The organism is Winogradskyella sp. ABM4_392 (genome assembly GCF_056160445.1).
In genome coordinates this window covers 1,160,819-1,186,485 of the sequence record NZ_JBSWXE010000001.1, presented here as the reverse complement: position 1 = coordinate 1,186,485, position 25,667 = coordinate 1,160,819, and the positions used below count along the sequence as shown (strand labels likewise).

General features: G+C 34.0%; 18 protein-coding genes and 1 tRNA gene. 2 read left to right on the top strand and 17 right to left on the bottom strand.

Going from position 1 to position 25,667, the window contains the following annotated elements; translation table 11 throughout:
• Nucleotides 1-11 precede the first annotated feature (11 nt).
• The 9 genes from gndA to ACXAFS_RS05175 all read right to left on the bottom strand — a co-directional run bounded on the left by gndA (nucleotide 12) and on the right by ACXAFS_RS05175 (nucleotide 13,292).
• On the bottom strand, nucleotides 12-1,904 hold the full coding sequence (gene gndA / locus ACXAFS_RS05215) for an NADP-dependent phosphogluconate dehydrogenase (RefSeq protein ID WP_475305736.1): 1,893 nt from the start codon (nucleotides 1,902-1,904) through the stop codon (nucleotides 12-14).
• Nucleotides 1,905-1,912: 8 nt separating this feature from the next.
• Nucleotides 1,913-3,928, bottom strand: coding sequence for a polysaccharide lyase family 7 protein (locus ACXAFS_RS05210; protein WP_475305735.1), 2,016 nt, complete (start codon nucleotides 3,926-3,928; stop codon nucleotides 1,913-1,915).
• Between the two features lie 388 nt (nucleotides 3,929-4,316).
• A tRNA-Met gene (locus tag ACXAFS_RS05205) sits at nucleotides 4,317-4,389 on the bottom strand.
• Nucleotides 4,390-4,505: 116 nt separating this feature from the next.
• On the bottom strand, nucleotides 4,506-5,348 hold the full coding sequence (locus ACXAFS_RS05200) for a leucine-rich repeat domain-containing protein (protein WP_475305734.1): 843 nt from the start codon (nucleotides 5,346-5,348) through the stop codon (nucleotides 4,506-4,508).
• 131 nt (nucleotides 5,349-5,479) lie between these two features.
• Nucleotides 5,480-5,662 (bottom strand): CPXCG motif-containing cysteine-rich protein, encoded by a 183-nt coding sequence (locus tag ACXAFS_RS05195; RefSeq protein ID WP_475305733.1) that lies wholly within the window; start codon nucleotides 5,660-5,662, stop codon nucleotides 5,480-5,482.
• Between the two features lie 13 nt (nucleotides 5,663-5,675).
• Nucleotides 5,676-6,995, bottom strand: coding sequence for a TolC family protein (locus ACXAFS_RS05190; protein WP_475305731.1), 1,320 nt, complete (start codon nucleotides 6,993-6,995; stop codon nucleotides 5,676-5,678).
• Nucleotides 6,982-10,185 (bottom strand): efflux RND transporter permease subunit, encoded by a 3,204-nt coding sequence (locus tag ACXAFS_RS05185; RefSeq protein WP_475305730.1) that lies wholly within the window; start codon nucleotides 10,183-10,185, stop codon nucleotides 6,982-6,984. Before ACXAFS_RS05185 ends, ACXAFS_RS05190 begins: the two co-directional genes overlap by 14 nt.
• On the bottom strand, nucleotides 10,185-11,309 hold the full coding sequence (locus ACXAFS_RS05180; protein WP_475305729.1) for an efflux RND transporter periplasmic adaptor subunit: 1,125 nt from the start codon (nucleotides 11,307-11,309) through the stop codon (nucleotides 10,185-10,187). Before ACXAFS_RS05180 ends, ACXAFS_RS05185 begins: the two co-directional genes overlap by 1 nt.
• A 75-nt stretch (nucleotides 11,310-11,384) precedes the next feature.
• Entirely contained in the window at nucleotides 11,385-13,292 is a 1,908-nt protein-coding gene (locus ACXAFS_RS05175) for an ABC-F family ATP-binding cassette domain-containing protein (RefSeq protein ID WP_475305728.1), read from the bottom strand.
• A 111-nt stretch (nucleotides 13,293-13,403) separates the two neighbouring features.
• Between ACXAFS_RS05175 and ACXAFS_RS05170 the strand changes: the two genes are divergently transcribed.
• Entirely contained in the window at nucleotides 13,404-13,787 is a 384-nt protein-coding gene (locus tag ACXAFS_RS05170) for a DUF983 domain-containing protein (protein WP_475305727.1), read from the top strand.
• On the opposite strand, the gene ACXAFS_RS05165 is transcribed toward ACXAFS_RS05170, so the two are convergent.
• The 8 genes from ACXAFS_RS05165 to ACXAFS_RS05130 all read right to left on the bottom strand — a co-directional run bounded on the left by ACXAFS_RS05165 (nucleotide 13,777) and on the right by ACXAFS_RS05130 (nucleotide 24,019).
• Nucleotides 13,777-14,823: an NAD(P)/FAD-dependent oxidoreductase gene (locus tag ACXAFS_RS05165; RefSeq protein ID WP_475305726.1), complete on the bottom strand. Its 1,047-nt coding sequence runs from the start codon at nucleotides 14,821-14,823 to the stop codon at nucleotides 13,777-13,779. The genes ACXAFS_RS05170 and ACXAFS_RS05165 overlap by 11 nt on opposite strands.
• Nucleotides 14,824-14,923: 100 nt before the next feature.
• The gene (gene porN / locus ACXAFS_RS05160; RefSeq protein WP_475305725.1) at nucleotides 14,924-15,832 is read right to left on the bottom strand and encodes a type IX secretion system ring subunit PorN/GldN; all 909 of its coding nucleotides are present in this window, start codon (nucleotides 15,830-15,832) and stop codon (nucleotides 14,924-14,926) included.
• Between the two features lie 39 nt (nucleotides 15,833-15,871).
• Entirely contained in the window at nucleotides 15,872-17,455 is a 1,584-nt protein-coding gene (gene porM, locus ACXAFS_RS05155) for a type IX secretion system motor protein PorM/GldM (RefSeq protein WP_475305723.1), read from the bottom strand.
• A 50-nt stretch (nucleotides 17,456-17,505) separates the two neighbouring features.
• A complete protein-coding gene (gene porL, locus ACXAFS_RS05150; RefSeq protein ID WP_475305721.1) occupies nucleotides 17,506-18,138 on the bottom strand; it encodes a type IX secretion system motor protein PorL/GldL in 633 nt (210 codons plus the stop codon).
• Nucleotides 18,139-18,226: 88 nt separating this feature from the next.
• Nucleotides 18,227-19,573: a T9SS ring complex lipoprotein PorK/GldK gene (porK, locus tag ACXAFS_RS05145; RefSeq protein ID WP_475305918.1), complete on the bottom strand. Its 1,347-nt coding sequence runs from the start codon at nucleotides 19,571-19,573 to the stop codon at nucleotides 18,227-18,229.
• A gap of 166 nt (nucleotides 19,574-19,739) precedes the next feature.
• Complete coding sequence (locus ACXAFS_RS05140; RefSeq protein WP_475305719.1) at nucleotides 19,740-20,906, bottom strand: formimidoylglutamase; 1,167 nt, start codon at nucleotides 20,904-20,906, stop codon at nucleotides 19,740-19,742.
• Between the two features lie 6 nt (nucleotides 20,907-20,912).
• Complete coding sequence (gene topA / locus ACXAFS_RS05135; protein ID WP_475305717.1) at nucleotides 20,913-23,420, bottom strand: type I DNA topoisomerase; 2,508 nt, start codon at nucleotides 23,418-23,420, stop codon at nucleotides 20,913-20,915.
• 155 nt (nucleotides 23,421-23,575) lie between these two features.
• A complete protein-coding gene (locus ACXAFS_RS05130; RefSeq protein WP_475305715.1) occupies nucleotides 23,576-24,019 on the bottom strand; it encodes a hypothetical protein in 444 nt (147 codons plus the stop codon).
• A 202-nt stretch (nucleotides 24,020-24,221) separates the two neighbouring features.
• Between ACXAFS_RS05130 and miaB the strand changes: the two genes are divergently transcribed.
• The gene (gene miaB, locus ACXAFS_RS05125; protein ID WP_475305714.1) at nucleotides 24,222-25,667 is read left to right on the top strand and encodes a tRNA (N6-isopentenyl adenosine(37)-C2)-methylthiotransferase MiaB; all 1,446 of its coding nucleotides are present in this window, start codon (nucleotides 24,222-24,224) and stop codon (nucleotides 25,665-25,667) included.

The window sequence follows — 25,667 nt, the reverse complement described above, 5'->3', positions numbered from 1 at the left end:
AATATTTTTAGTTAGTTAGACTGCTCCCAATTTGTATGATAGCTTTTATCTGAATTATCATCTAAGCGTTTATAAGTATGTGCTCCAAAAAAATCGCGTTGTGCTTGTATCACATTTGCCGAAGCATAAGCTGTAGTAATACCATTAAAAAACTGAAGCGCTTCGCTTAAAGCTGGTGTTGATAAATCATTTTGAAGTGCTTGTGATACAACCTGTTTTATTGATGGTTTGCATTGCTTTAAATGCGTTGAAATTTTTGAATCTGTCAATAGGTTTGAAGTCGTACTAAACACAGCAACTAACTCCTGCATAAGTGCTGATTTAATGATACAACCGCTTGTCCAAATACGAGCAATTGCACTTAGGTTTAAATCCCAATGGTACGCTTTTGACGCTTCATTTATTAATTTAAAACCTTGATAATGATTTATGATTCTTGCGAACTGATAGGCTTCTAAAATATCATTTTCAGACAAATTTAATTCTGAAGCTTCGGACGATTTGAATATGCTATGTAATTCTACGCGTTCGTCTTTAAAAAAAGAGATATATCTAGAAAATAAGGCTGAAGCTATCAATGTACTTGGTAAGCCTAATTCTGCTGATGCTATTGTGGTCCAGTTACCTGTGCCTTTGTTTCCGGCTTTATCCAATATTTTTTTTACCAGCCAATCGTCACCTTCTTTTGTTTTAAAAATTGTAGTTGTAATATCTAATAAGTAACTGCTTGCGGTTGATTTCCAGCCATCTAATGTCTCTGAAACTTCATCTGGATTAAGTCCTTGCGCTTCAAAAATTGTGGTGACTTCTGCCAATAACTGCATTTCTACATACTCAATGCCATTATGTACCATTTTAATAAATTGCCCACTTCCTTCTGGACCAACGTATGTACAACAAGGTAATCCATTTGCATCTTTAGCGGCAATCGTTTCTAAATAAGGCTTTACAAGATCGTAAGCCGCTTTATCTCCACTTGGCATAATAGACGGACCAATTAAAGCACCTTTTTCGCCACCAGAAACACCAGTACCGATAAAATGAATTTGCTTAGATTTTAAATATTCGTAGCGTTCTTTAGTTTTTTTATAGTTTGAATTTCCGCCATCAATTAAAACATCATTTACAGATAAATAAGGCAATAAATCTTCAATCACATAATCTATAGTTTTACCTGCATTAACCATTAACATTATGCGTCTTGGTTGTTGTAAAGAATTTACAAATGCTGAAATATCGTCGTAAGCTTCGGCGTCTTTTAATTCAGGATATTCTGTTTTAAAGTCTTTTGCCACATCAACCTCAACGCCATCAACATGCCTATTGTACATCGAAATTTTGAATCCGTTATTGGCTAAATTTCGACAAAGGCTTTTACCCATTACACCTAAACCAAATAATCCAAATTCTGAGGTTTTCATTAAATCATTTTTAATGTGTTTTACTATATCTTGAGGTGATGAACTAATATCTACTTGTATTGCATTTCTTGGTGTCTCGAGCGTATCAAACTGTGACTGCAATAATTGCGATGTCATAAAATGACCTTGTCGGTTATTTAAACGTTCTGAGATTAAATTGAAATCACCTGTTAAGTGAATCCATTTTACTTGGTTTTCAATGGTATTGCTTAATGTATTTCTATACTTTTCTTTTAATGCCGAACATACAATAATGCAACTATTGGTTTTAAGTTGGTTTTTAGCCAATCTATTCAATGCTTCTAACCAACCTTGTCGGTCTTCATCATTTAAAGGCTGACCATTAGTCATTTTAGCTACATTCTGTTCTGGATGAAAATCATCGCCATCAAAATATGGGATATTCATTTTATCAGATAGCAATTTAGCAATAGTGCTTTTGCCACATCCAGAAACACCCATTATGAAGATTACTCTTTTCAAGAAATCAACTAATCGTTTAAATCATCAGGTTTTTCCCCTGGACCTATAGTTGCTTCCCTAAACCACACTTCTGCATAACAACCATTAGCATATTGCTTTTGTATATCACCTCCGTAAGTTTCAGCACCTGCGCACCATACCATATTTGTTTCTGGTTTTTTACCATTTGTTTGGTTATAAGCACCTTGCTTAAAATAACCTAGTTCACCTTTGTATGCAGTTGCTCTTTCTGTACCATCTTGACCTATAGATACAAATAACTGCTTGGTTTGTTCTGGTATATCTTGCTTTGTAGTATACTCTGATTGAATGAGATTTTTTGTAAAAGTTTTTGTTTCATGACCTTCGCTTTTAAAAGTGAGATACATAATGCCTTTATATACATTTACTTCATAGCTAAATTCCTCGCCTAACTCTATACCATCTTTTGGCTCTTCAGGAAAGTCATTTTTATCTGTTCCAACAACTGACATATCATATCCCCAAACTGCTGTAGAAAAATCCCAACGATCAGAGTTATCATCACCAGCGGTATTTATTTCATAATTCCAGAACACAGAACCCTTTTCTTGACCTGGGAATTTTTTATAAAATATCTTTAATGGTTCATTTTCATGACCTTCTCCACTATGTATTTGACCAACAACAACAGAATATGAAGCCGCAACGCGAGCATCACCTGAAACCGATACTTGCATAACTTTACATGTACCTGTTAGCTTCCCTCCTTCTTCAGGAACCCACTCTCTTTTTTCCTGTAATTCTGTTCTTGTATTGCTTGAATTTGGTGAAGTAACACCAGAATTTGGTGTTTTATATACCACCCAACGTCTGGTTCCATCAATGGCAGTATAAAAGAAGTCTTTATCCTCAAATTCTGTTAAATCATCAACATTTGTCCCATCTCCCATCAGTATCTTAAATTTATCCATAAAAGGAATAACTTCATGTGGATAAACTACTTTTTTACTTAAGCCATCATTAGCTTCAAAATAACCAGAATTAGAGATAGCGTCATCACTTATTTCTATACTTGCTGATTTAAACCAAACTTCTGCATAATTACCATCAGCATATTGTTTTTGAAGATCTCCTCCATGAGTTTCAGCTCCTGAGCACCATACTTTGTTTACTTTTGGGTCTTTGCCATTGGTTTGGTTATAACAACCAAGCTTAAAAAAGAGCCCCTCACTTTTATAGGCATTTTCTCGCTCTACACCGTCTTGACCTATTTCAAAGAATAGTTTTTTAGTCTGCTCTGGTATGTTATCGCTATTTGTGTACTCTGATTCAATAAGATTTTTCACAAAAGTCTTTGTTTCGTGTCCTTCGCTTTCAAACTTTAGATACATCATACCATCTTTAATCTCCACCTCATAACTAAACTCTTCACCCAAGGTAATTCCATCTTTAGGTTCTGAAGGAAATGTATTCTCATCAGTGCCAACAACAGACATATCATAACCCCAAATTGGATAAGAATAATCCCATCTTTTTGAGTTGTCATTTCCAGCTGTGTTAATTTCATAATTCCAAAATACAGAGCCCTTTTCATGACCTGGATATTTTTTATAAAAGATTTTTAAAGGCTCATTTTCATGACCGTCAGCACTATGTATTTGACCAACCACAACAGAGTAAGTAGATGCAACTCGAGCATCGCCAGTACTTGATACATTCATTACTTTTAAAGTTGCATTCATTTTTGCTGGTGTCATTGGCGTCCATTTTTTTAACTGAGCCAACTCTGTTCTTGTATTATTAGAAGTACCGTGCGTATTGCCTGCATTTGGTGTTTTAAATACTACCCATTCACCAGAATCATCTTTAGAAGTATAAAAATAATCCTCATTATTATAATTGACAGCTTTACCAACATTTGAACCATCTCCTAAAATTAAATTCCAGTGTTCAAAAATTGGTAAAACATTACTTGGAAAAGTATTAGACTCTTTACAAGATTTTGTAGCAAACGCACCACAAATAAGTATGAAGCAATAGAGTTTTTTAGAATTAAATTTCATAATAGAATAATTGGTTAACCAGATTGGTTTACCAAATATAACAAATATTATCAATGACACAATATTTAATATAAAATAATACGGAAAGTATAATTTTTGTCCATTGATATTTAGAATAATTAATACCAGGCATCTCACTAGAAGACAGTGTAAAAACCATATTCTATGAGCATCAAAAATAAAATAGTTGTTAAATTCTAATCTATATAGAATTATCTTTAACGTGAAATATTATATTTTAAACTGAAGAAGCCTCGTGAAATTACAAAACCTTTTAGGATAGCATACTATTTTAATAATATGATTATAAGAGCAATAATTTCATCTTTATGGATTAATATACCCACAAAAAAAAACCATAACAATGTTGTTATGGCTTTAATCTTAGTAGCGGGAACAGGACTCGAACCTGTGACCTTCGGGTTATGAGCCCGACGAGCTACCTACTGCTCTATCCCGCGATATCGGACTGCAAATATACAACCCTTTTTAGTTTTAGCAAGTTTTTACATTAAAAAAAGTGTTCATTTTATTTGAACACTTTTTCAATCTATAATTATATGGCTAAAAATAATCCTTAATCGTCATCCTCGTCTGAATCTAATGTTGCTAGTGCACCTTTCATGTTAACTTCATCTAAATCAAAATCAACAATATTTGGTAATTTATCCTTTAGAGCTGCATAGTTTCCTTTAAAGCCATTATTACTCAACAATAATGTTTTAAGGTTTGACAATTCTGCTAATTCACCAGGTAAATCACCATAGAACGCATTGTTAGATAACACTAATTCTTCTAATTGAGTTAAATCTCCAATGTTTGAAGGTATAGTTCCTAAGAGACTATTATCAAATAAACTTAACACCTTTAAAGATTTAAGCTTAGAAATACTTGCAGGTAGCTTACCTATTAATTGGTTACTACTTAATATTAAATTTTCTAAATTGGTTAAGTCACCTATAGAAGTAGGAATCTCACCAAAGAAATTATTGTTATACAATTCTAATGTTTTGAGGCTTTCCATTCTACCTATATCTGATGGTAAAGTACCTGAAAAGTTATTAGAGAACAATTGAAGCGTCACCAAATTGGTCATGCTGGTTAATGATTTAGGCAATTCACCTTCTAGTTTATTGAATGATAAATTTAGTATTCTTAAGGAAGATAACTCAGATATTTCACTTGGTAATTTACCTGTAAGATTATTGAAGCTCAGATTTATTGCCACAACTTTATCATCCTCAATAGTTAAACCGTACCATTCGGTTATCGGTTGGTCTAAATCCCAAGATGTATTCCAAGAATCACCATTAGTTGTGTTGTAAAGTGCTACTAGTGCGTCTTTTTGACTTTGAGAAACGTTGGCAAATGTAAATGCAGAAAGCAAGCAACATAGTAGGGTTAGTTTTAAAGTTTTCATAATAGCTAGATTTTGTGGAGGGGCACATAAACTATTCGAAAATAGGTACTTATACCTTAAACTGCAAATTTTTTCGACGAACTACATAGTGCTTGTTTTTAAAATACTGATTTACAGATATTTAATATTTTTTACTGTTCAATATTTTTAGCTTGAAAATTAACTATTTGTTGTGCTTCTGTAACTACAGAAATTTGAATAGGATTACAGCAAATTTCACAATCTTCAATGTAAGTTTGTTGATTTTGGGATACATCTATTAGCATAGAAATTTGCTCCCAACAGTAAGGACACTGAAAAAAGTGTTCTTCCATTCTTTAGCTGTTTTTAGAATTGAACATTCAACAACTCGCCACTAATTTGAAGCAAGGTCAACTCTGCTAATTTTGCATCGTATTTGGCTTGACTTCGGCTTAACTCTGCATTCAATAAATTGATTTGAGCTTGTCTAAACTCAATTGAATTGACTTGACCTATCTTAAATTTCTCTTGAGTTCTATCAAAATTATTCTGAGCGGTAACAATATTTTTATCTTGAATGTTATAAATGTCGAGCTTGTTCATATAATCATCCCAAGCATTATTAAAATCGCGCTCAATACTCAATAGAATATTTTCTTTTTGAAGTTGTTGTGTTTCAAGATTAATTTTTGCATTTCTTACTCTGTTGATAGTTGCGCCTCCATCAAACAAATTCCAGCTTAAATTAATGCCTCCTGATAATCCTGTATTTGTTGATGTAGTTAAAAACGATGCTGCGTTGTTGTTATTTTTGTTCCAGCCGTAAGAACCTGTTAAACCAATAGTTGGTAAATATGCGGATTGACCAGAATTAATATCTAACTTACTAATTGCAATGTTTTTTTCCGTTTGAAGTAAAGCAACATTTCTTCGTTTTGCTTGTTGAAATAAGCTGTCCTTTTGAAATTGCAATGTGAAGTCCACTTCAGTTTCTACATCGTAATCTTCCGTAAACGTTTCACCTAACACCAATTTTAAATCACGCTTTGCATTTTTTAATTGCTGTTTTGTATTGATGATATTGATGCTGTCGTTATTGATATCCACTTCAGCATTTAAAACTTCAAGCTTTGTGTTTTGGCCATATTCAAATTGATATTCTGCTCTTACTAATCGGTCTTTGGTAACGGTTAGCGTTTCTTCAAGAGTGTTTAAATTATCAGACAATTGCGCCACATTGTAGTACACCGAAAACATTTGAATAATCGTATTTTCAATGGTTTCTCTTGCTTGTAATTCGGTTAATTGGTACTGTTCCTTCAAACGTTTGTAGTTGTAACGTCTTCCTAAACCATCAAACAAGGTATAGTTAAGATTTACACTAGCGTTATATCTAGAACTCTCAGCACCATTTAAGACAGTAACCTCTCCGTTAGAAAATTCAGCTTCAGTATTATCTAAATTATATGTTGCACCTGCACTACCTGTCACTGTCGGCAAATAACCGGAATTCAAAATACTGGTGTTATTTTCTGCAACAGCCACATCATTTTTAGCAATCTGCACACCATAATTATTTTCTAGGGCTTTAGAAACAGCCTCTTCTTTTGTTAGTACATTTTGGGCTTGTAGATTAACACAACATAAAACGCCCAAGACAATAAATATCTGTTTAGTGCTCTTCATTACCTTCATTTTGTTCTTTTATAGCGCGTTCTACTTCTTCCTTAGTCACATCGTTTCCTGTGGCCAGCCATTTTGTATTCTTCTTAATGTTATTGCTGAATGACAAGAATAACGGTAACACCAACAAGGTTAAGATTGTTGCATAAGCGATACCAAAGGAAATAGAAATTGCCATTGGTTTTAAAAACTGTGCTTGTCTACTTTTCTCTAATAGTAAAGGTGCCAAACCTGCTATTGTGGTTAGTGAGGTTAAGAAAATAGCTCTAAAACGCGATTTGCCAGCTTCGGAAAGTGCCTCGTCAAATTTCATTCCCTCTTTTAGATTACTGTTGAATTTCCCAATAAGAACCAATCCATCGTTGACCATAATCCCAATTAAAGCTATGATTCCTAAAAGGGATAAAACATTTACTTGAAAATCTAGTAACCAGTGTCCCCATGCAACAGCTGTTAAACTGAAAGGGATTAACAGAATCAACAATAGTGGTTGTGAGTAACTTCTAAATGTAAATGCAATGGTGATATAAATTAGAAGTAATATTATTGGACCTGCTACTGCTAAAGAACTGGTTAATTTTCCTGCTTCTCTATTTTGACCTTCATAAGAAGCATTTATGGTTGGATATTTTGATTGTAATTGAGGAATAAATTCAGTTTTAATGTCTTCAGTAATATCCGTTGCACTCGTACTTGGATCTTTTAAGTCTGCATAAACCTGAATTTCGCGCTTACCCTCTAAGTGATTAATAGCCACATCACCACGCTCAATGCTATAAGTTGCGATATCCTTTAGAGTTACACGTTCACCAGTAGGTGTAACAATACGCATATCGTCTAAATCATTAATTGAACTTCGGTTGTTTTTATCATAACGAACCCAAACTCTAATTTCGTCTTGCCCTCGTTGGAAACGCTGCGCCTGAGCACCAAAAAACCCTGAACGCACTTGAGACATAACCGTCCTTAAATCTAAGCCTAACAAGTAAGCACTTTCCTTAAGCTCTAAACGAATTTCCTTTATACCCGCAGGATCGTTATCTCCAATATCCTTTAGCAAAGGATTAGACTGTAAGTATTTTTTGAGTTCTTCTTTAGATGCTTTTAGTTCCTCAATATTGTTACTCAATAAGGATACAGAAATAGGATTCCCACCAAAATTTCCACCAGAACCATATATTAATCGTTCCGTGCCAATAACAGGACCAACTAATTCCTCCAATCGTTTGGTAATTAAAAACGACTGAATTTCGTCTGGTCGCTCTTCACCTGGCAATAAATTGATTCTTAAATTAGCAGAAGAACTGCTGTTAATAGACACTATTGTATTTTCAAACAATTGCTTGTCTGTTCCTTTTAAATACTTTTCAGTAAGCTCTTGGTTAACGATGAAAGATTTTTCTTCAATCATTGAAATGATGGAATCGGTAATCTTCACATTGGTACCAGCAGGCATCACCAACTCAATATTAGCTGCGTCACTTGCAATTCTTGGGAAAAGGGTAACGCCAATAATACCACCACCTAGTGAACCAAACGTTAACACCAAAAGCGCAACAAAAACACCTAGCGCCAATAGTTTAAATTCCATTACAAATCGTAATGTAGGTGCATAAACCTTATCTCTTAAATATGACATAAAGCGATCTCCAGAACGGTTGAGTCCTCGCATAAAGGAAAAGAACCCATTAGATGACTTTTTGCTATGCAGCTCTTCTTTTTTAATTCTAAGGGCTTTTGAATGTGCCAAATGCGCAGGCAAGATGATTAATGCTTCAACAAGCGACACAACCAATGTTAATATAACGATGACTGACACTTCACTAAAGAACTCTCCTATTCTACTTTCTAAAAAGAAAAACAATGAAAAGGCCAACACCGTTGTAGTAATTGCAGAAACCACAGGTGGTATTACCTCCATAGTACCATCAATAGCTGCTTGAATTGGTTTTTTACCTTTCTCGTAATGCTGATAGATATTTTCGGCAATAACAATACCATCATCAACCAAAATACCAATAACGATAATCATTCCGAAGAGTGATAATACATTAATCGTCACATCAAATTGACCAGCAAAAATAAACATTCCCAAGAATGAAATCGGTAAACCAAAAGCCACCCATAATGCCAATCTTGTATTAAGAAAAATAGATAAAAACACTAAAACTAACAACATACCAACAATGGCATTTTCTGTTAATAATTGTGTTCTTTGATTTAGTGTTATAGATAAATCTCTAACAACACTAAGGTGTACGTTTTCATATTTTTGATTATACGCTTCGATGTACTCTTTTACCTTATCTGCTGAGCTAATTAAATCCTCATTATTAGTACTGGTAACCGAAATATTTACAGCTAATTCTTGATTAAAATAGGTAGCATTTGGTGTTTCTGAAAAACGGTCTCTTATAATTGCCACATCCTTAAGGCGAACAACTTTTCCATCAGCAGAGGCTTTTACAATAATATTGGACAGCTCTTTTCCGTAGTATTCTCTATTATTAGCTCTAATTAAATATTCTTCTGCAACTGTTTTTACATTACCACCTGTAACTAAAATATTTGAGTTACTCACGGCAGTTGCCACGTCGTTAAAAGTGAGATTATATGCTAATAAATCTGTTTCATTAACTGCAATTTCGATTTCCTCATCAGGAAAACCAGAAATTTCAATCTGTGAAATTCCGTCTATAGCTCTTAAATCGGTTTCAACCTGTCTGGCTAATTGCTTTAAAGTAGCTAAAGGAATATCATTTCCGCTAATTGCAAAAGATATAGTTTCTCTAATGGCTTCTTGTTTAGAAACCACCAAAGGTTCCATTCCTGTAGGGAACGATGGCACACGATCTACCGCATTTTTAACTTCAAGAAGCATAAAATCTAAGCTTTCGCCTTTTTCGATTTCAACTGTTATACTTCCGCTATTTTCTCTAGAAGTAGAGGTTACCCTATCAATACCTTTTAACCCTTTAAGGTTATCTTCGATTTGAAGTACAATACCTTCTTCAATCTCTTGTGGCGAAGCACCAGGATAGGTAATGGCTACATTGATGATTTTAGATTCAACAAGTGGAAAAAAGGATGACTTTAGCGATAAGGCACCAATAATACCAAACACAAAAAATGCTAGTATAAATACATTTACTGCAACGTGGTATCTTATAAAGTATTCTATTAACTTTCTCATTACTCAGCAGAATCTGTTGTTGCAGCTTTAACTTGCATACCTGCATAAGCACCAGGTACTGGTTTTCTTAAAATGATGGTTCCGTTTGGCACCTCTTTTAAAACCACAGTAGCATCAGAAAAATGTGCAGGTTTTACAGGAATAACATCCAAAAGACTATCCTTGACTACGTAAATTTCTTGGCTGTCCAGTAGCAGATTTCTATCAATCTCAATGGCATCATTTACTTTTTCGGCATTAAGGTTTGCCTCTAAGTACATTCCTTCTTTTAAATCGTCGTGCTTCACTTCAACAAAAGCAGTGATAGTTTGCGTAGTAGCATCAATACTTCCGTTAACTCTTGATACTATTCCTTGGTAAGTTTTTGTTTTTTCTAAATTAGAAAGGGTTACAGCTTCGCCTTCCTTTAGTACATCTGCATAAGATTTACTTACGGCTACTTGCATTTCGTAAACCGAAGGATTTATGAATTCTCCTAATTTTTGTCCACTTCTTACAAGTGTACCTTCCGTTACTAAAGCTTCGGTTAATATCCCTGTAAAAGGTGCTGAAATTCTATATTTAGCTAAACGCTGTTCTAGATTTTTAACGTTGTAATACGCACTTACTATACCACGACCTGTGATAAAATAGTTTTCCTTTTCGCCAGATATTTCTGGTAATTGTGGTGTGCTTTTATTTAAATCGAAACCATTAAGATAGGCTTGCCATTTAGGATAAACATCTGTAAAATCTAACCTTAAATCTGGCATAATTGCAGCAATACTGTTGTAAAGATTACTCTTTGCGGATTGCACGCTAGCATAATATTCTGAAGCATCTAAACGAATGAGTGTTTCTCCTTGATTGAATTTTTGACCGGCTTTAAAAAGTTTATTTCCGGTTTTAAAAACACCTTGTACCTCAGAATACAACTCTACGCGTTCCTTTGCTGTAAGATTTCCATTGGCTGAAATGACAATAGGCACTGTTGAATTTTCAACCGTATCTACCAAAACTGTTTTAACCACTTTTGGCACTACAGGTTTAGGCTTGTTTTTATTATCAATAAGATATTTTGCAAAAAAGTATGCGCCAACAATTAAAGCGATACCCAAAACGGAAAGAATAATTTTTCTGGTCATAATGAAAGCGGTCATCAATAACTTGCAAAGTTATTGTTATCATTATTCGCAGTCGTTAAAATAATCTTAATGTTGCTATGAAATTTCTTCAATTTGAATGGTAATTTCTTCCCATTCTTCCATCAACTGTTCTAAATTCTTCTTTTTTTCTTGATAATCGTCAAAGAATTTAGGGTTAGAAGCTGTGTTATCGTAATCAGTTTCCAGTTTAAAGTCGTCTTCTTTAATAGCTTTTTCTAGCTGATTTATTTTAGCTTCAATATTACTCAGCTTGTTATTTAGCGACTTTACTTTTTTCTGGTGTTCGTAACTTTGCTTATTGCTTTCTTTAGGTTTATCCTCTACAATGGTTCGCTTTTCGGCTTCTCTTAGATTTTCAATATTACGTTGCTCTAAATAGTAATCGATGTCTCCAAGATATTCCTTGATGTTTTGGTCTTTAAACTCGTAAACCGTTTCGGTTAATCCTTGTAGAAAATCCCTGTCGTGAGATACCAAAATAAGCGTACCTTCAAACTTTTTGAGCGCATCTTTCAGAACATTTTTAGACTTAATATCTAAATGGTTGGTAGGCTCATCCATTATTAAAACATTCAATGGCTGAAGCAATAGCTTTGCCAATGCTAAACGGTTACGCTCACCACCAGATAAGACTTTAACGTACTTTTCTACTTCTTCTCCTCTAAATAAGAATGCACCTAAAATATCACGAACCTTACTACGATTGGTTTCATTGGCAGCATCAATCATTGTATCTAACACGGTTTTGTTACCATCTAAATATTCTGCTTGATTTTGAGCAAAATAGCCTATTTGAACATTATGACCTAGATTGACGTTTCCTTCGTGCTTTAAGTCACCTACAATAATTTTAGCCAATGTTGATTTTCCTTGACCATTCTGTCCAACAAATGCTGTTTTTACATCTCTTGGCACGGTTAAATTCACATTATTAAGAACTTGTAAATCTCCATAATGCTTTGAAACATTTTCAATTTCAACCACCACTTTTCCTGGTGTGATAGACACTGGAAAATTTAAGGTCATTACACTGTTATCATCTTCATCAACCTCAATGCGTTCAATTCTATCTAGCTTTTTAATTAGCGATTGTGCCATTGTTGCCTTTGAAGCTTTGGCTCTGAATTTTTCAATCAGTTTTTCGGTTTGTTGAATTTGCTTTTCCTGATTTTTTTGCGCTGCTAATTGCTGCACTTTCATTTCCTTTCTTAACTCTAGGAATTTTGTGTAGGGTTTATTGTAATCGTAGATTCTTCCTAATGAAATTTCAATAGTTCTGTTGGTTACATTATCTAGAAACATTTTATCGTGCGATACAATTACAACTGCTCCTGGATATGTTTTCAGAAAGTTCTCTAACCAGATGATAGATTCAATATCTAAGTGGTTTGTAGGCTCATCTAACAACAGCAAATCATTATTTTGAAGCAGCAGTTTTGCGAGTTCAATACGCATTCGCCATCCACCTGAAAAGGTATCTGTGAGTTTATCAAAGTCTTCGCGATTAAATCCTAAACCTTGAAGAATTTTTTCGGTATCGCCTTGATAATTATAACCACCTAAGATTTCGTATTGATGTTGAATGTCATTTAAATCAATCATTAATTGGTTATAGGCTTCACTTTCGTAATCTGTACGTTCTGCTAATTGAGTATTGATGTTTTCTAGCTTAGCTTCACATTGCTTAATCTCTTTGAAGGCTTCGTAAGATTCTTCTAAAACGGTTTTACCAAAATCGAAATCAATGTCTTGTTTAAGGAAGCCAATTTTTAAGTCTTTATCTGCTGCTATTTGTCCAGAATCTGATTCTTGCTCTTTAGCTAAAATCCTTAGCATTGTAGATTTACCTGCACCATTTTTACCAATTAAACCAATACGGTCTCCTGCACCAAGTTTAAATGTAATGTCTTCAAACAGGTATTCTCCTTGAAACGATATGGATAGATTGTGGATATTAAGCATAATTAAATTTCATAAATACAACTGCATTAAATGTTACAATTGTTACAATGGTTGCAAGGCAATAACTTATCTTTGTAAGCCTTAAAAAATGCAAAAGTAAAGGTTTTAGCTATGATAAGAAAAGGAATGAAATTATATAGTATACTTTTTGGTGTTTGCCCAAAATGTCATCAAGAATCTATGTATGTAAATAAAAATCCATATGTAATTTCTAAGGTTATAAAAATGCATGACCATTGCTCGCATTGCAAGACAAGATACCAAATGGAACCTTCATTCTTTTATGGATCTATGTATGTAAGTTATGGTGTTGGTATTGCTTTTGCAGTAGCTGCGTTTATAACAACTTACGTAATTTTTGAAACCTCAGTTACAACTGCATTTATTAGTATTGTATTAACCTTGGTACTCTTATTTCCGGTGATTATGAGACTTTCGAGAAATATTTGGATTAATATTTTTATGAAATACGATAAGTCTCTAGCTAATAAGTAAATCTTTTTATATCAATTTCAGAATCTAAAGGTTTATTATTTTCTATGAATTGATATAGCTTTTCTGCTACGTAAGGTGCGATCATAACACCTCTAGTACCTAATCCATTTAAAACATATAAATTTTGATATTCAGGATGTCTACCAACTAAAGGCCTCCTATCTTTTACCGTTGGACGTATACCAGCCAAGTGTTGAACGACTTCAAAATCACATTTTAAAAACGTCTTAAGTTTAGTTATAAGTTCTTGCTTACCTTCAACTGTTGGTAGGTTGGTTTTATCTGTCCAATTATAGGTTGCACCAACAGCATAAAAGTCATTTTCTATAGGAATAATGAAGACTGAAGACTTTACTCCGTAGTCAATATTAAGTTTTGAAGCTTTGATAATTAAAACTTCACCTTTTGTGCCATTTAATGGAATTTGATTGAAATGAGGATTTTTCTTTACACCAAAACCTTCCGCAAAGACTGTATGTTTAGCTTCTATATCATTATATAATATACCTTGAGATAAAACTTGTAGTTTTTCATAGATGAAACTAGACTCCTCAAGACTTTTAATTTGTTTTAGATAATCCTTGTAAGCGTCTATGAGTGCGGTAGTATCTAAGCGACCTGCGTGTAATACCTCACCAAACCCAAATGGTGCATCTATTGCATCGTTGTTATTTTTAACTAATTCTGTTGATAGAAATGGTTCTAGTTTAGGTTTGTCAGAAGCATTAAACCAAAGATTTTGCTCTTCAATTGAAGAAAACCTTCTGAGAATTCTAAGCTTATAGTCAATTTTTATACTTAAATTTTTTTCAATTCTCTTGTAAACAGGCAATGCAATGTCTAACTGCTCTTTAGCCTTCCAAACCTCTGAAAACCGTTTTAAAATCACAGGATTGTACAAACCTGCTGCTACAATAGATGATTGCTGTGAACCATCATCAAAAACAATAAATGATTTACTGTTAGCTCGTAACTGCTCACAAAACGCGATGCTTGCTAAACCACAACCTACTATGATATAATCAACTTGTTTCACATTTGCGAAATTATCAAAAAGATTCTTGCCTATGCAGAAATGACAGAAATAAAAAACGCCCACTTAATAAGTGAGCGCTTTCCTTAATGTTTTAGAGTTATTAGTAACTCCACATATCTTGTTCAAAATCTCTGATCTTATCTTTGATACGCTCAGATTCTAATAGTTGCATTAAAGCATTATCAGCAACGTACTCTTTTACTTCTCTGTCACCATAAACATTCTCTTCCTTGTAAATAATTCCGTGGAAACGACGACTGTTAAGTAAGTGATCAAAAGAAATTGGCGAAGCACTGTTATCGTTGTTAAAGGCCTTTGCTTCGTGTAAAATATCTCTTACTTCTGGATAAAATACCCAAAACATTGGAATAGGTTCACTGTTTTCAGAACCTTCTTCATCAATGAAGTTAACATCTGGCGCTGCAGGTGCAATTCCTAAAATACGATACTTTAACTCACCTTGACGTTTATCAAAATACCATAATCCTTTAACTAAATAAGAATTTATATCAGCAGGACCAATATCTCTTCTTATGACATACTCTTCTGGTAACTGATCCTCTCCAACACCATTCTCGTTCATGTAATCAATACCAGCATCAGTGATTCTAGTCATAGAAAGTGAAGCTTCTAAATCTTTTAACGTACGTTCTTCAGTAAAGTATGAATCTGCATACACTTTAGATATCATTCCACTTTCCATATTTTCTTTTAAAACTTGATATAATGACTTACGGTCATCTCCTAAATTTCCATCAACCGGAAAATAAAGAGGAAAGTTAACACGCTCATCTAATACAACCTTTTCCCAAATCATTTTTGAGAATAAGATGTCTCTGTCACCTACATAACCATATTCTAATGGTTTATCATTGTCTAAAAGCAATTCAGCTTCAGTCTTCATACCTATCTCTTCAGGTATTTTAGCATTTAGGATATTAGCTTGCGCAAAAGCACTATTTGCCACTAAAACCATTAATCCTGAGTATATAAAGCTTTTAAATTTCATCTTATTAATAATAATTTGGGTTAAATCTATATTTTGTTATTAGTTGGTAACCTCAACAACAACAGGAGAAACATTTTTTAACCTGTATGAATTGTTACCTTGAATCTTTGCTTTAATATCAAAGATTGTAATATTATCACCTCTACGAGCTCTGTTAATAGCTGCCTTAGCTTGAGAATTCATTTTAGTACCAGCAACATTAACTGTTGGTTGACCTGGAACCTTAATTTTGAATGAAGTCGTCTGTATTGGTAAATCAAATACAAAATCTTCTAATTTAGCACCTACTGTACCAACCTCTACATTACGCTTTGGTAATTTCACAACACCTGATTGTCCAGATATTGTACCTGTTGGTGCAGGAATATCCTTAATTCTAAACGTTTTACGGTCACTTACTCTAGAACCATCATCTAAAGTACCGGTAACATTGATAGTTACTTCTTTACCAGAACCTGGATTCATAACATATTTACCTTGACCAGAAGCTCTAGATAGACCAGCACCTGATGCTGAAACTTTGTTATCAGCTATACCAGCAAAAGAGATAGTCATTGGGTTAGAAACACCACGATATACAACATTCATCTTATCTGCAGAAATTGTAGCAGAGTTTGGTCTTGGTACAACTACATATTTTCCTTTAAAATCAATAGGCAACTCTTCACCCTTTTCTAAGAACGTAAATTGTCCATTAATATCGTGCTCACCTACGTTACCTACAGTAAACTCAATTCTTGCAGCACCTGTAGAGTCAATTGCACCTTCTCTGTTCATGTCTAAGTCTGTATCACCAACCTTTAATTTAGTTGGAGTTACATTAGCATACTTACCTAAAACTACAGAACCAGTAAACTTCTCACCAGCAAAAAATGCATTCTTATCTGGTATAACGATAGCTGTATAGTTCTTTAAAGATGTAGCTTCATCAACTGTATTTCCTAAAAACACATTGTATAGGTTTGCTTCAGTTGCTTTGATATCGTTTTGCATTGCCGTAAGCTTAGTGTAAGAAGCTACAGCTGGAAATCCTTTGAAGTTATAATCTAACCAACTTTGTTTCTTACCATCTTTATTAGTTACTTCAGAAGTACTAAAACGACGCTCTAAATTTTCTTTAGCTGGATTGTAAGCAACATCATCCCCTAACAATTCATTAATTTTAGTCTTGTATTCATTAATTCTCTCTACGAAAGCCTGACCTGCTTTTGTCATACGGTCACCTGTAAACCAGTGCTCATCTAAAGCATCTCCTTTATCCATCTCTTCAGCTGGTAAGCCACCTTGCTCAGCAAATTTAGCCGCATAATTTCCTTTGTCTAAGATCATTTTCTTTTGACCTTCTAAATACGTGAAGAATTCATTAGAAATAGAACTTACCTGTTGAGCATTATTAAAAGCAACACCAAAATCTTTAGGTTTTTCCTCAGCTTGCTTCTCAAGACCTTTTAAAAGGTTTGTGTTAGATGCAACTGCTAATTCGTTTGCATTTTCGAATTTTGTATTAAATAAGCTAAACGCAGATAGTATCTCTTTACTTGTAGTCATTGCAATCATAGCAATGAATACTAAGTACATTAAGTTAATCATTTTCTGCCTTGCAGATAATTTTCCTCCTGCCATTGTAAATTAGTTTTTAAATGTTAATTAATTAAATTGATTATAAAAACTAATTAGTTTTTGTTCATTGCAGATAACATTCCACCGTAAACACCATTTAATGATGATAAGTTTGATGCTAAAGATTGCATTTGCTCTTTTAATTTCTGTGCATTTTCTACAGCTTCTTCGTTGATTGCTGCTTGACGATTTGCACTTTCCATTTGTACTTTGTATAGACTGTTTAAAGACTCCATTTGTGCTGCTGCTAGAGATAACTCTTCACCATATTTCTTTTGCGCTGCAATAGAATCTACAGTTGGACTAATGCCTTTAGCTGCACCTTCAAAGTTTTTGATGCTATTTCCTAAGCTAGCCATTAATTCTCCATCAATTTTAGCTTCTTTTAATAAGTTATCTAATTTTTTAGATAATAATCCTTCAGCATCTTTTGGCTCTTCTTTTTTCTTTTTACCTAAAGACTGACCACCAGCTAATTCTGGGTATACTAAAGACCAATCTAAATCCGCTTGTTGTCTCTCAAAAGCTGAGTATATAAATACTAAGGCTTCAACAACCATACCTATTGTTAAGATCTCTGAACCGAAAGGCCAGTGCTGAATTTTAAATAATGCTCCAACGATTACGATTGCTGCTCCTAATCCGTAGATCATGTTAGTGATTGTAATTTTACCTTTCTGTGCCATAATTTGTTTAGTTTTTTTAGTTTAAGTTAAATGGATGATAACTTAAGCAGGTTAATTTAATTTGGGTTATTGTTTTTAGTTTGTTCATTTAGTTAGTTGCTGCATTCTTAGTTACCTCAGTTCCCATGTAATCTTGTACAGTTCTGAAACCAATATAACTTCTTGCAGAATCTGCATACTCATAATCTCTAGAACTTACTTGTAAGAAATAAGCAACATCTTTCCATGAACCACCTCTTACTACTTTACGAGAGTTTTCTGGGTCGTTAACGTTAGGATTGATTGTAGATGAAAATTCGTATGAAGCAGGATCGTAAGAACCGTTCACCCATTCTGAAACGTTACCTGCCATATTATATAAATTGAAATCATTTGGATCATAAGCATCTGCTTCTACAGTATATAATGCTTGGTCAGCTGCATAATCACCTCTTAATGGCTTAAAGTTTGCCATAAAACAACCTCTATCATTTTTAGTGTAAGGTCCACCCCAAGGATATGAAGCACCTTGCAATCCTCCACGAGCAGCATATTCCCATTCTGCCTCTGAAGGTAATCTGTAAGAATTCACAGGTTGTCTTCCTTTACTCTTTTGGTAACCATTGTGATATAATGTTCTCCACTGACAAAACGCTTGAGCTTGTTTCCATGACACACCAACAACAGGATAATCTCCGTAAGCATCGTGCCAGAAATAATCGTTATGCATTGGTTCATTATATGAATAAGCGAAATCTCTAATCCATGCTGTAGTATCTGGATACACCTCTACTTCTTCTTGTTCTATAACTTCAGAGCGCTTAAGACTTCTATCTTTTGCTGCCTTAGCTATATCCATATAAGTATATTGAAATTTGAATTGCTTTACATCCCAAGTTCTTTGACCATTATATGACTCTTCTAATGGTAAATACATGCCATCCATTACCTCTGCATATAATTCATCTGGATAATCGTCAGTATCAAAAATTAAATCTACATCGTGATTAATTTTTCTCTGTTCGTTACCATAAGTATTTTGCATGTAACTTTCGTAAGCATTTAATTCTTCTGGATTAGCATCTAAATAAGCAAACTCACCAATGTCACCATTTCCTGGAGTTTTACCTTCTAAGTCAGCCATTTCAGCTAAATTAAGTCTAAGAATAGAATCTCGTACCCAAAATACAAACTGTCTGTACTCACTATTAGTAATCTCAGTTTCATCCATGTAAAATGCACGTACAGTAGCTGTTTTTGTCGGAGCGTCTTTTACACCAGCGATATCATCGTCTGATTTACCCATAATAAAAGCTCCACCAGGTACTAAAGTCATACCGTAAGGCTTTTCTGGATGCCATTTTTTACCTTTAACACCTACTAATTGTCCACGGTCTCCAGAATTACAACTGGCAACCAAAACCAATACAGTGGTAAGTAAAATAAATCTCTTAATATTCATAGTAACTCGAGGTTAAATTAGTCGTCCTTAATTTTAAGGTCGTAAACATATTTATATATTTTCTAAAAAACAACTTTTTTTGATTTTTTTTTGCATTTCGTCCTTAAAAAATGCATTTCGTCGATGGTTTAAATGTTAAATTATCGATTAAGTGTTCTTTTTAAAAGCTGTTCTTCCTATAGGCTTTATACCAACGTTCAGGTATTTCACCTTGAGTAGCAAGCACATAATCGGCATGCATGCATGGTAATAACGTGTGCTTTTTTAATTTATTATTAACATCTGGTAAAAAAGGAATTTCTATCCACCAACGTCCTGTTTTTAAACTTTTATAAAATATGAGTTCGTCGTCTTCAACTAATACATTATACTTTTGAAACTCATTTTCATTATTAAAATTGTCATCTTTCACTCTACAATTTACCCCTTCTATAAAATACCATATCATTTGAGCAATTAACATAGAAGAAGCAGAATCATTTTTAGAGTTACTGTATTCATAAATCCCAAATGAAGACACTTTATTACTTATACCAGCATATCGTGTTATGGCACAAATTTCTTTTCCGGAAAATCCATTAGGTGAATATTTTAAACTATCACTTACCTCAGCAGCTCTTATAGATTTTAAATCAATAGAAACTATATGTGCATCTCTTAATAAAGGTTCAACCTTATTTATATCACCAGATATTTCGCCTAAACGGTAAGATTCAAAGTACAACTTCTCCATAAGATCTATTTCCTCTTGAGAATTAAAGTACGTTTGATAGCCTATTGCTGAATAGTTAAAAAGATTATAAGGCTCTTCAACAATGATCTTCCCTACGTAACTATTATTTTTAATTGGCAAGTTAGCATCTCCTAAATCGAAGTTGGTGTCCACATTGACAATATTAACCATTGGCATCAAATCATCATATGCACGATAATTAGCATAGGTTAAATCTTGACTTCCTCCTAATATTATTGGAATAATATTTTTTTCTACCAAGACATTGATTGCAGTACGAATGGCAAAGTAGGTATCTTCTACAGATTCGCCTGGCAATATATCACCAAGATCCGCAATCGTTGTACTCCAATTTCCTAGGAATAGTGTATAAAGTGTTTTCCTAACAGCATCGAAGTTAATATCAACACCTATATAGTTGACATCATTTCTATTTTCCAGAACTCCGATGATTGCCAATTGAACATCATCTAAATCTGGGATACCATTTTGTTTTGAGTGAATTTTGATTTTTTTTCCGAGCGCTTGCTGCGCTAATAGTTCTGAGTGAGCTAAAACCGCATCTGAAACAGGCGTTAGAAAATTAAAATTCATAAAGTATTACTTCTTTTTGGTGGTCGTTTTTTTCTTTGTGGTTTTTCTGGTTTTCTTTTTCGGAGCATTTTTCTCTAGAATAGCTTTAGCTTCTTCTAAGGTCATTTTAGACACATCTACTGTTTTAGCTAGTTCAACTTTCTGCTTGCCTTTTATAACGTTATGTCTTCCCCAACGTGCTTTCTCTACTCTAATACCTTCATCTTCCCAAACGTGGATAAGTTTATCTTTTTCTTTTTGAATTTTATCCTCGATCAAAGTTACGATGTCTTCTTCAGATAAATTATCCCAATCGTATTTTTTATTCACATTTATAAACATATTGTTCCATTTAATAAATGGCCCAAAGCGTCCCTTGCCTTTTGTGACTTCTAAACCTTGATACATATATATAGGAGCATCTGCTTTTTCCTTCTCCTTAATATATACTATCGCTTCATCTAATTCTACACTTAACGGATCAACTCCCTTTGGTAACGAGACAAACTTCTTACCGTATCTAACATAAGGACCAAATCGTCCGTTATTTACCTCAACTTCATCATCTTTATAATGACCTAAAGCTTTTGGAAGCTTGAACAAATCCATAGCTTCTTCATAGGTAATAGTATTAAGTTGTTGGTCTGGTGATAAGCTGGCAAACTGAGGTTTCTCTTCATCATCTACAGTACCTATCTGTACCATTGGTCCAAACTTACCTAAACGCACACTTACCTGACGACCTGTTTTTGGATCAGTACCAAGAATACGCTCTCCGGTTTCGCGCTCAGCATTTTCTTGAACGTCTTCAACCTGAGGATGAAAACCTTTGTAGAAGTCTTTCATCATTGCTTTCCAGTCTTCTTTACCTTCTGCAATGTCATCAAAACTTTCTTCTACTCTTGCTGTAAAATTATAATCTAAAATACTTTCAAAGTGATTTACCAAGAAGTCAGTAACAATAAAACCAACATCTGTCGGTACCAATTTACCTTTATTAGAACCCACTTTTTCTGTGAGATTCTTTTCTTTTATATTTTGGTTTGAAAACACTAATTGCTTATAGGCTCTTTCATCACCTTCATGAGTACCCTTTTCTATGTAATTTCTATTCTGAATTGTAGAAATTGTTGGTGCATATGTGGATGGCCTACCAATACCCAGCTCTTCTAATTGTTTAACCAGCGATGCTTCAGTATATCTTGAAGGTGGTCTTGTAAAACGTTGTGTTGCCGCAATGTAATTATTAGACAACTCTTCACCTACTTTTAAATCAGGTAAAATTCCATCTTGTTCAGCATCTTCATCATCTGTTCCCTCTAAGTACACTTTTAAAAATCCATCAAAGGTTATGATTTCACCATTAGCAGAGAATTGCTCACTTACTTTATTAGAACTATTAATTTGAATTTTTAGGTTAGTGCGCTCTAGTTTAGCCTCACTCATTTGCGATGCAATCGCACGCTTCCAAATTAAATCGTAAAGTCTTGCTTGGTCGCGCTCAACATTTACAGTATGGTTAGAAAAATCTGTTGGTCTAATTGCTTCGTGAGCCTCTTGAGCACCCTTAGATTTTCCTTTGTAATTCCTTGGTTTGCTATATTCAGATCCATAAGCTGAAACAATCTCCTTCTCAGCCCCTTGTCTTGCCTCATCAGATAGATTAACACTATCTGTTCTCATATAAGTTATAAGACCAGCTTCATATAAACGCTGAGCATTACTCATTGTTCTGCTTACAGAAAAACCTAACTTTCTTGACGCTTCTTGCTGTAATGTAGATGTTGTAAATGGTGCTGCTGGCGATTTTTTAGCTGGCTTTTTTTGTAGGTCAGCTACTTGATAAGTTGCGCCCTTATTATTATTCAAAAATTCTAAAGCCTCTTCTTCTGAACCAAAATTCTTAGGCAATTTAGCTTTAAATGATTTTCCATCCTCTGATGTAAATTCTGCATCTACTCTATAGGATGCTTCAGGATTAAAGTCTTGTATTTCGCGCTCACGCTCAACTATAAGCCTTACAGATACAGACTGTACTCTACCTGCTGACAAACCGCCTTTAACTTTTCTCCATAAAACCGGAGACAATTCATAACCCACAATACGATCTAAAACACGTCTAGCTTGCTGCGCATCTACTAAGTTATAATCTATGCCACGAGGATTCTCAATAGCTTTGTTTATTGCACTTTTTGTAATCTCATGAAAAACGATACGCTTAGTTTTTTCTTTATCTAAATCTAGAGCTTCTGCCAAGTGCCATGCAATTGCTTCTCCCTCACGATCCTCATCACTTGCCAGCCAAACCATTTCGGCTTTTTTAGCTAACTCTTTTAGTTTCTTTACTACGTCTCGTTTATCTTTAGATACTTTATATTTTGGCTCAAAATCCCCTTCTACATCTACTCCCAACTCTTTAGAAGGTAAGTCTGAAATGTGCCCAAAACTAGACTCGACTTTATAGTCTTTTCCTAAAAATTTTTCTATGGTTTTGGCCTTTGCAGGAGACTCAACAATAACTAGATTCTTCGGCATTCTTTATTTTTTTGAGGTTACAAATGTATGTGAAAATAAATTTACAATCCTAATTTGGCCTTAAATAGCCTTTACTTAATTAAAATCTTTTTGGCTTAATCACTAAAAAAAGCCTTGCAAAAACAAGACTTTGATAATTAAATTAAGATAAATTTCTAATACGTGTAAGTAACAGTATCTGGATAAGCATCTATATTAATAATAATCTGATTCTCCCCTTCAACTTGTAATGTAGAAAGATCAAAAGAAGTTGTTCTGCTTATTTCAGCAAGGCAAGATTCGTCATTGACTAAAAAGAACTTAACATAACGCTGAGGTGGATTAGACTCAGACACATCTCCAGAGTCCATTAATTGCATCGTCCATGTACTTCCATCACAAGCTGTAGCAGTAATGCTTATTATTAAACAGTCCTCATTAATAGAAACATTATTTATTGTATACGGACTTGTAGCTGCATTTTCATAAGAAAAACTATCTATCAATGCAAAACTCACACAGTTTGATTGAGGTAAAGTTGTAGTATCATCATCTTCGCACTGCATATTTAAGAAAAGAATAATACATAACGACGACATTATAATTCTATTGAATTTCATAAGTGTATTTTTTAATAAGATGAATTTAAATTAAAAAGGTTGCGCTTTAGAATAAAAACATCTGTAAAAATAATAATTTGGAGCAATAACAAATTACTTTTTACAACTGCCACTTTGTCATAATAAACAAAATAAAACTATCTTTGCATGTTTATTGACTTATAAAAAATAATTGTTCTCACTATAATGTGAGTCTTAATAGATGGAAAAAATAATCGACGAAAATAAACAAGGTAAAGCTTTGGTATTAGGCCAAAAAGATGGTAATACTAAAAAGTTATTCATAGAGAGTTACGGTTGCCAAATGAATTTTAGCGATAGCGAAATTGTAGCTTCTATCTTGTCAGAACAAGGATATAATACAACACAAAATCTTGAAGATGCTGATTTGGTCTTGGTAAACACTTGCTCTATCAGAGACAAAGCTGAGCAAACTGTTAGAAAACGCCTTAAGTATTACGATAAGGTAAAAGATAAAAATCCAAACATGAAGGTTGGTGTTTTGGGTTGTATGGCAGAGCGTCTAAAAACAAAATTCTTAGAAGAAGAAAAAATTGTTGATTTGGTCGTTGGGCCTGATGCTTACAAGGATATACCTAATCTACTTAGTGAGGTTGAAGAAGGTAGAGAAGCAATAAATGTTATCTTATCTAAGGAGGAAACTTATGGAGATATTTCACCTGTACGTCTTAACAGTAATGGAGTTAGTGCATTTGTTTCAATTACACGTGGTTGCGATAACATGTGTACATTTTGCGTAGTACCTTTTACTAGAGGAAGAGAACGTAGTAGAGACCCTCAAAGTATCATTGAAGAAGTCAACGATTTATGGAGTAAAGGTTATAAAGAAGTAACTCTTTTAGGTCAAAATGTTGACAGCTATTTGTGGTATGGTGGTGGACTTAAAAAAGATTTTGAGAAAGCTTCAGAATTACAAAAAGCTACAGCTGTAAACTTCGCCAAGCTATTAGAATTATGTGCTAAAGCGCAGCCAAAGATGCGTTTTAGATTCTCTACATCTAACCCTCAGGATATGACATTAGATGTTATTGAAACTATGGCCAAGTATGAAAATATTTGTAATTACATACACTTACCTGTACAGAGCGGAAGCAACCGAATTTTAAAAGAAATGAACCGTTTGCATACGCGTGAAGAATATTTTGAACTGATAGACAATATTCGTCGTATTATACCAGACGTAGCTATAAGTCAAGATATGATTGCTGGTTTCCCAACCGAAACAGAAGAAGATCATCAAGATACCTTAACCTTAATGGAATACGTAAAGTACGATTATGGTTTTATGTTTGCGTATTCTGAACGTCCTGGAACACTAGCTGGTCGTAGAATGGAAGATGACGTACCTGCAGATGTAAAACAAAGACGACTTAACGAAATACAAGCCTTACAACGCAGACATAGTCTATACAGAACCCAGCAACATGTTGGCAAAGTAGAAGAAATATTAATAGAAAAGTCTTCTAAAAAATCAGACCAACACTGGTCTGGTAGAAATAGCCAAAACATGGTTGCTGTTTTCCCAAAAGAGCACTACAAACCTGGCGATTTTGTAATGGTTAAAATTTTAGATTGCACTAGTGCTACACTTATTGGTGAAGCTGTGGGATATTCAAAGAACAATTAA

Coding starts and splice junctions, on each gene's coding strand:
- ACXAFS_RS05210 (WP_475305735.1), bottom strand. CDS start 3,928: ATGAAATTTAATTCTAAAAAACTCTATTGCTTCATACTTATTTGTGGT.
- ACXAFS_RS05200 (WP_475305734.1), bottom strand. CDS start 5,348: ATGAAAACTTTAAAACTAACCCTACTATGTTGCTTGCTTTCTGCATTT.
- ACXAFS_RS05195 (WP_475305733.1), bottom strand. CDS start 5,662: ATGGAAGAACACTTTTTTCAGTGTCCTTACTGTTGGGAGCAAATTTCT.
- ACXAFS_RS05190 (WP_475305731.1), bottom strand. CDS start 6,995: ATGAAGAGCACTAAACAGATATTTATTGTCTTGGGCGTTTTATGTTGT.
- ACXAFS_RS05185 (WP_475305730.1), bottom strand. CDS start 10,185: ATGAGAAAGTTAATAGAATACTTTATAAGATACCACGTTGCAGTAAAT.
- ACXAFS_RS05180 (WP_475305729.1), bottom strand. CDS start 11,309: ATGACCAGAAAAATTATTCTTTCCGTTTTGGGTATCGCTTTAATTGTT.
- ACXAFS_RS05175 (WP_475305728.1), bottom strand. CDS start 13,292: ATGCTTAATATCCACAATCTATCCATATCGTTTCAAGGAGAATACCTG.
- ACXAFS_RS05170 (WP_475305727.1), top strand. CDS start 13,404: ATGATAAGAAAAGGAATGAAATTATATAGTATACTTTTTGGTGTTTGC.
- porN (WP_475305725.1), bottom strand. CDS start 15,832: ATGAAATTTAAAAGCTTTATATACTCAGGATTAATGGTTTTAGTGGCA.
- porM (WP_475305723.1), bottom strand. CDS start 17,455: ATGGCAGGAGGAAAATTATCTGCAAGGCAGAAAATGATTAACTTAATG.
- porL (WP_475305721.1), bottom strand. CDS start 18,138: ATGGCACAGAAAGGTAAAATTACAATCACTAACATGATCTACGGATTA.
- ACXAFS_RS05140 (WP_475305719.1), bottom strand. CDS start 20,906: ATGAATTTTAATTTTCTAACGCCTGTTTCAGATGCGGTTTTAGCTCAC.
- topA (WP_475305717.1), bottom strand. CDS start 23,420: ATGCCGAAGAATCTAGTTATTGTTGAGTCTCCTGCAAAGGCCAAAACC.
- ACXAFS_RS05130 (WP_475305715.1), bottom strand. CDS start 24,019: ATGAAATTCAATAGAATTATAATGTCGTCGTTATGTATTATTCTTTTC.
- miaB (WP_475305714.1), top strand. CDS start 24,222: ATGGAAAAAATAATCGACGAAAATAAACAAGGTAAAGCTTTGGTATTA.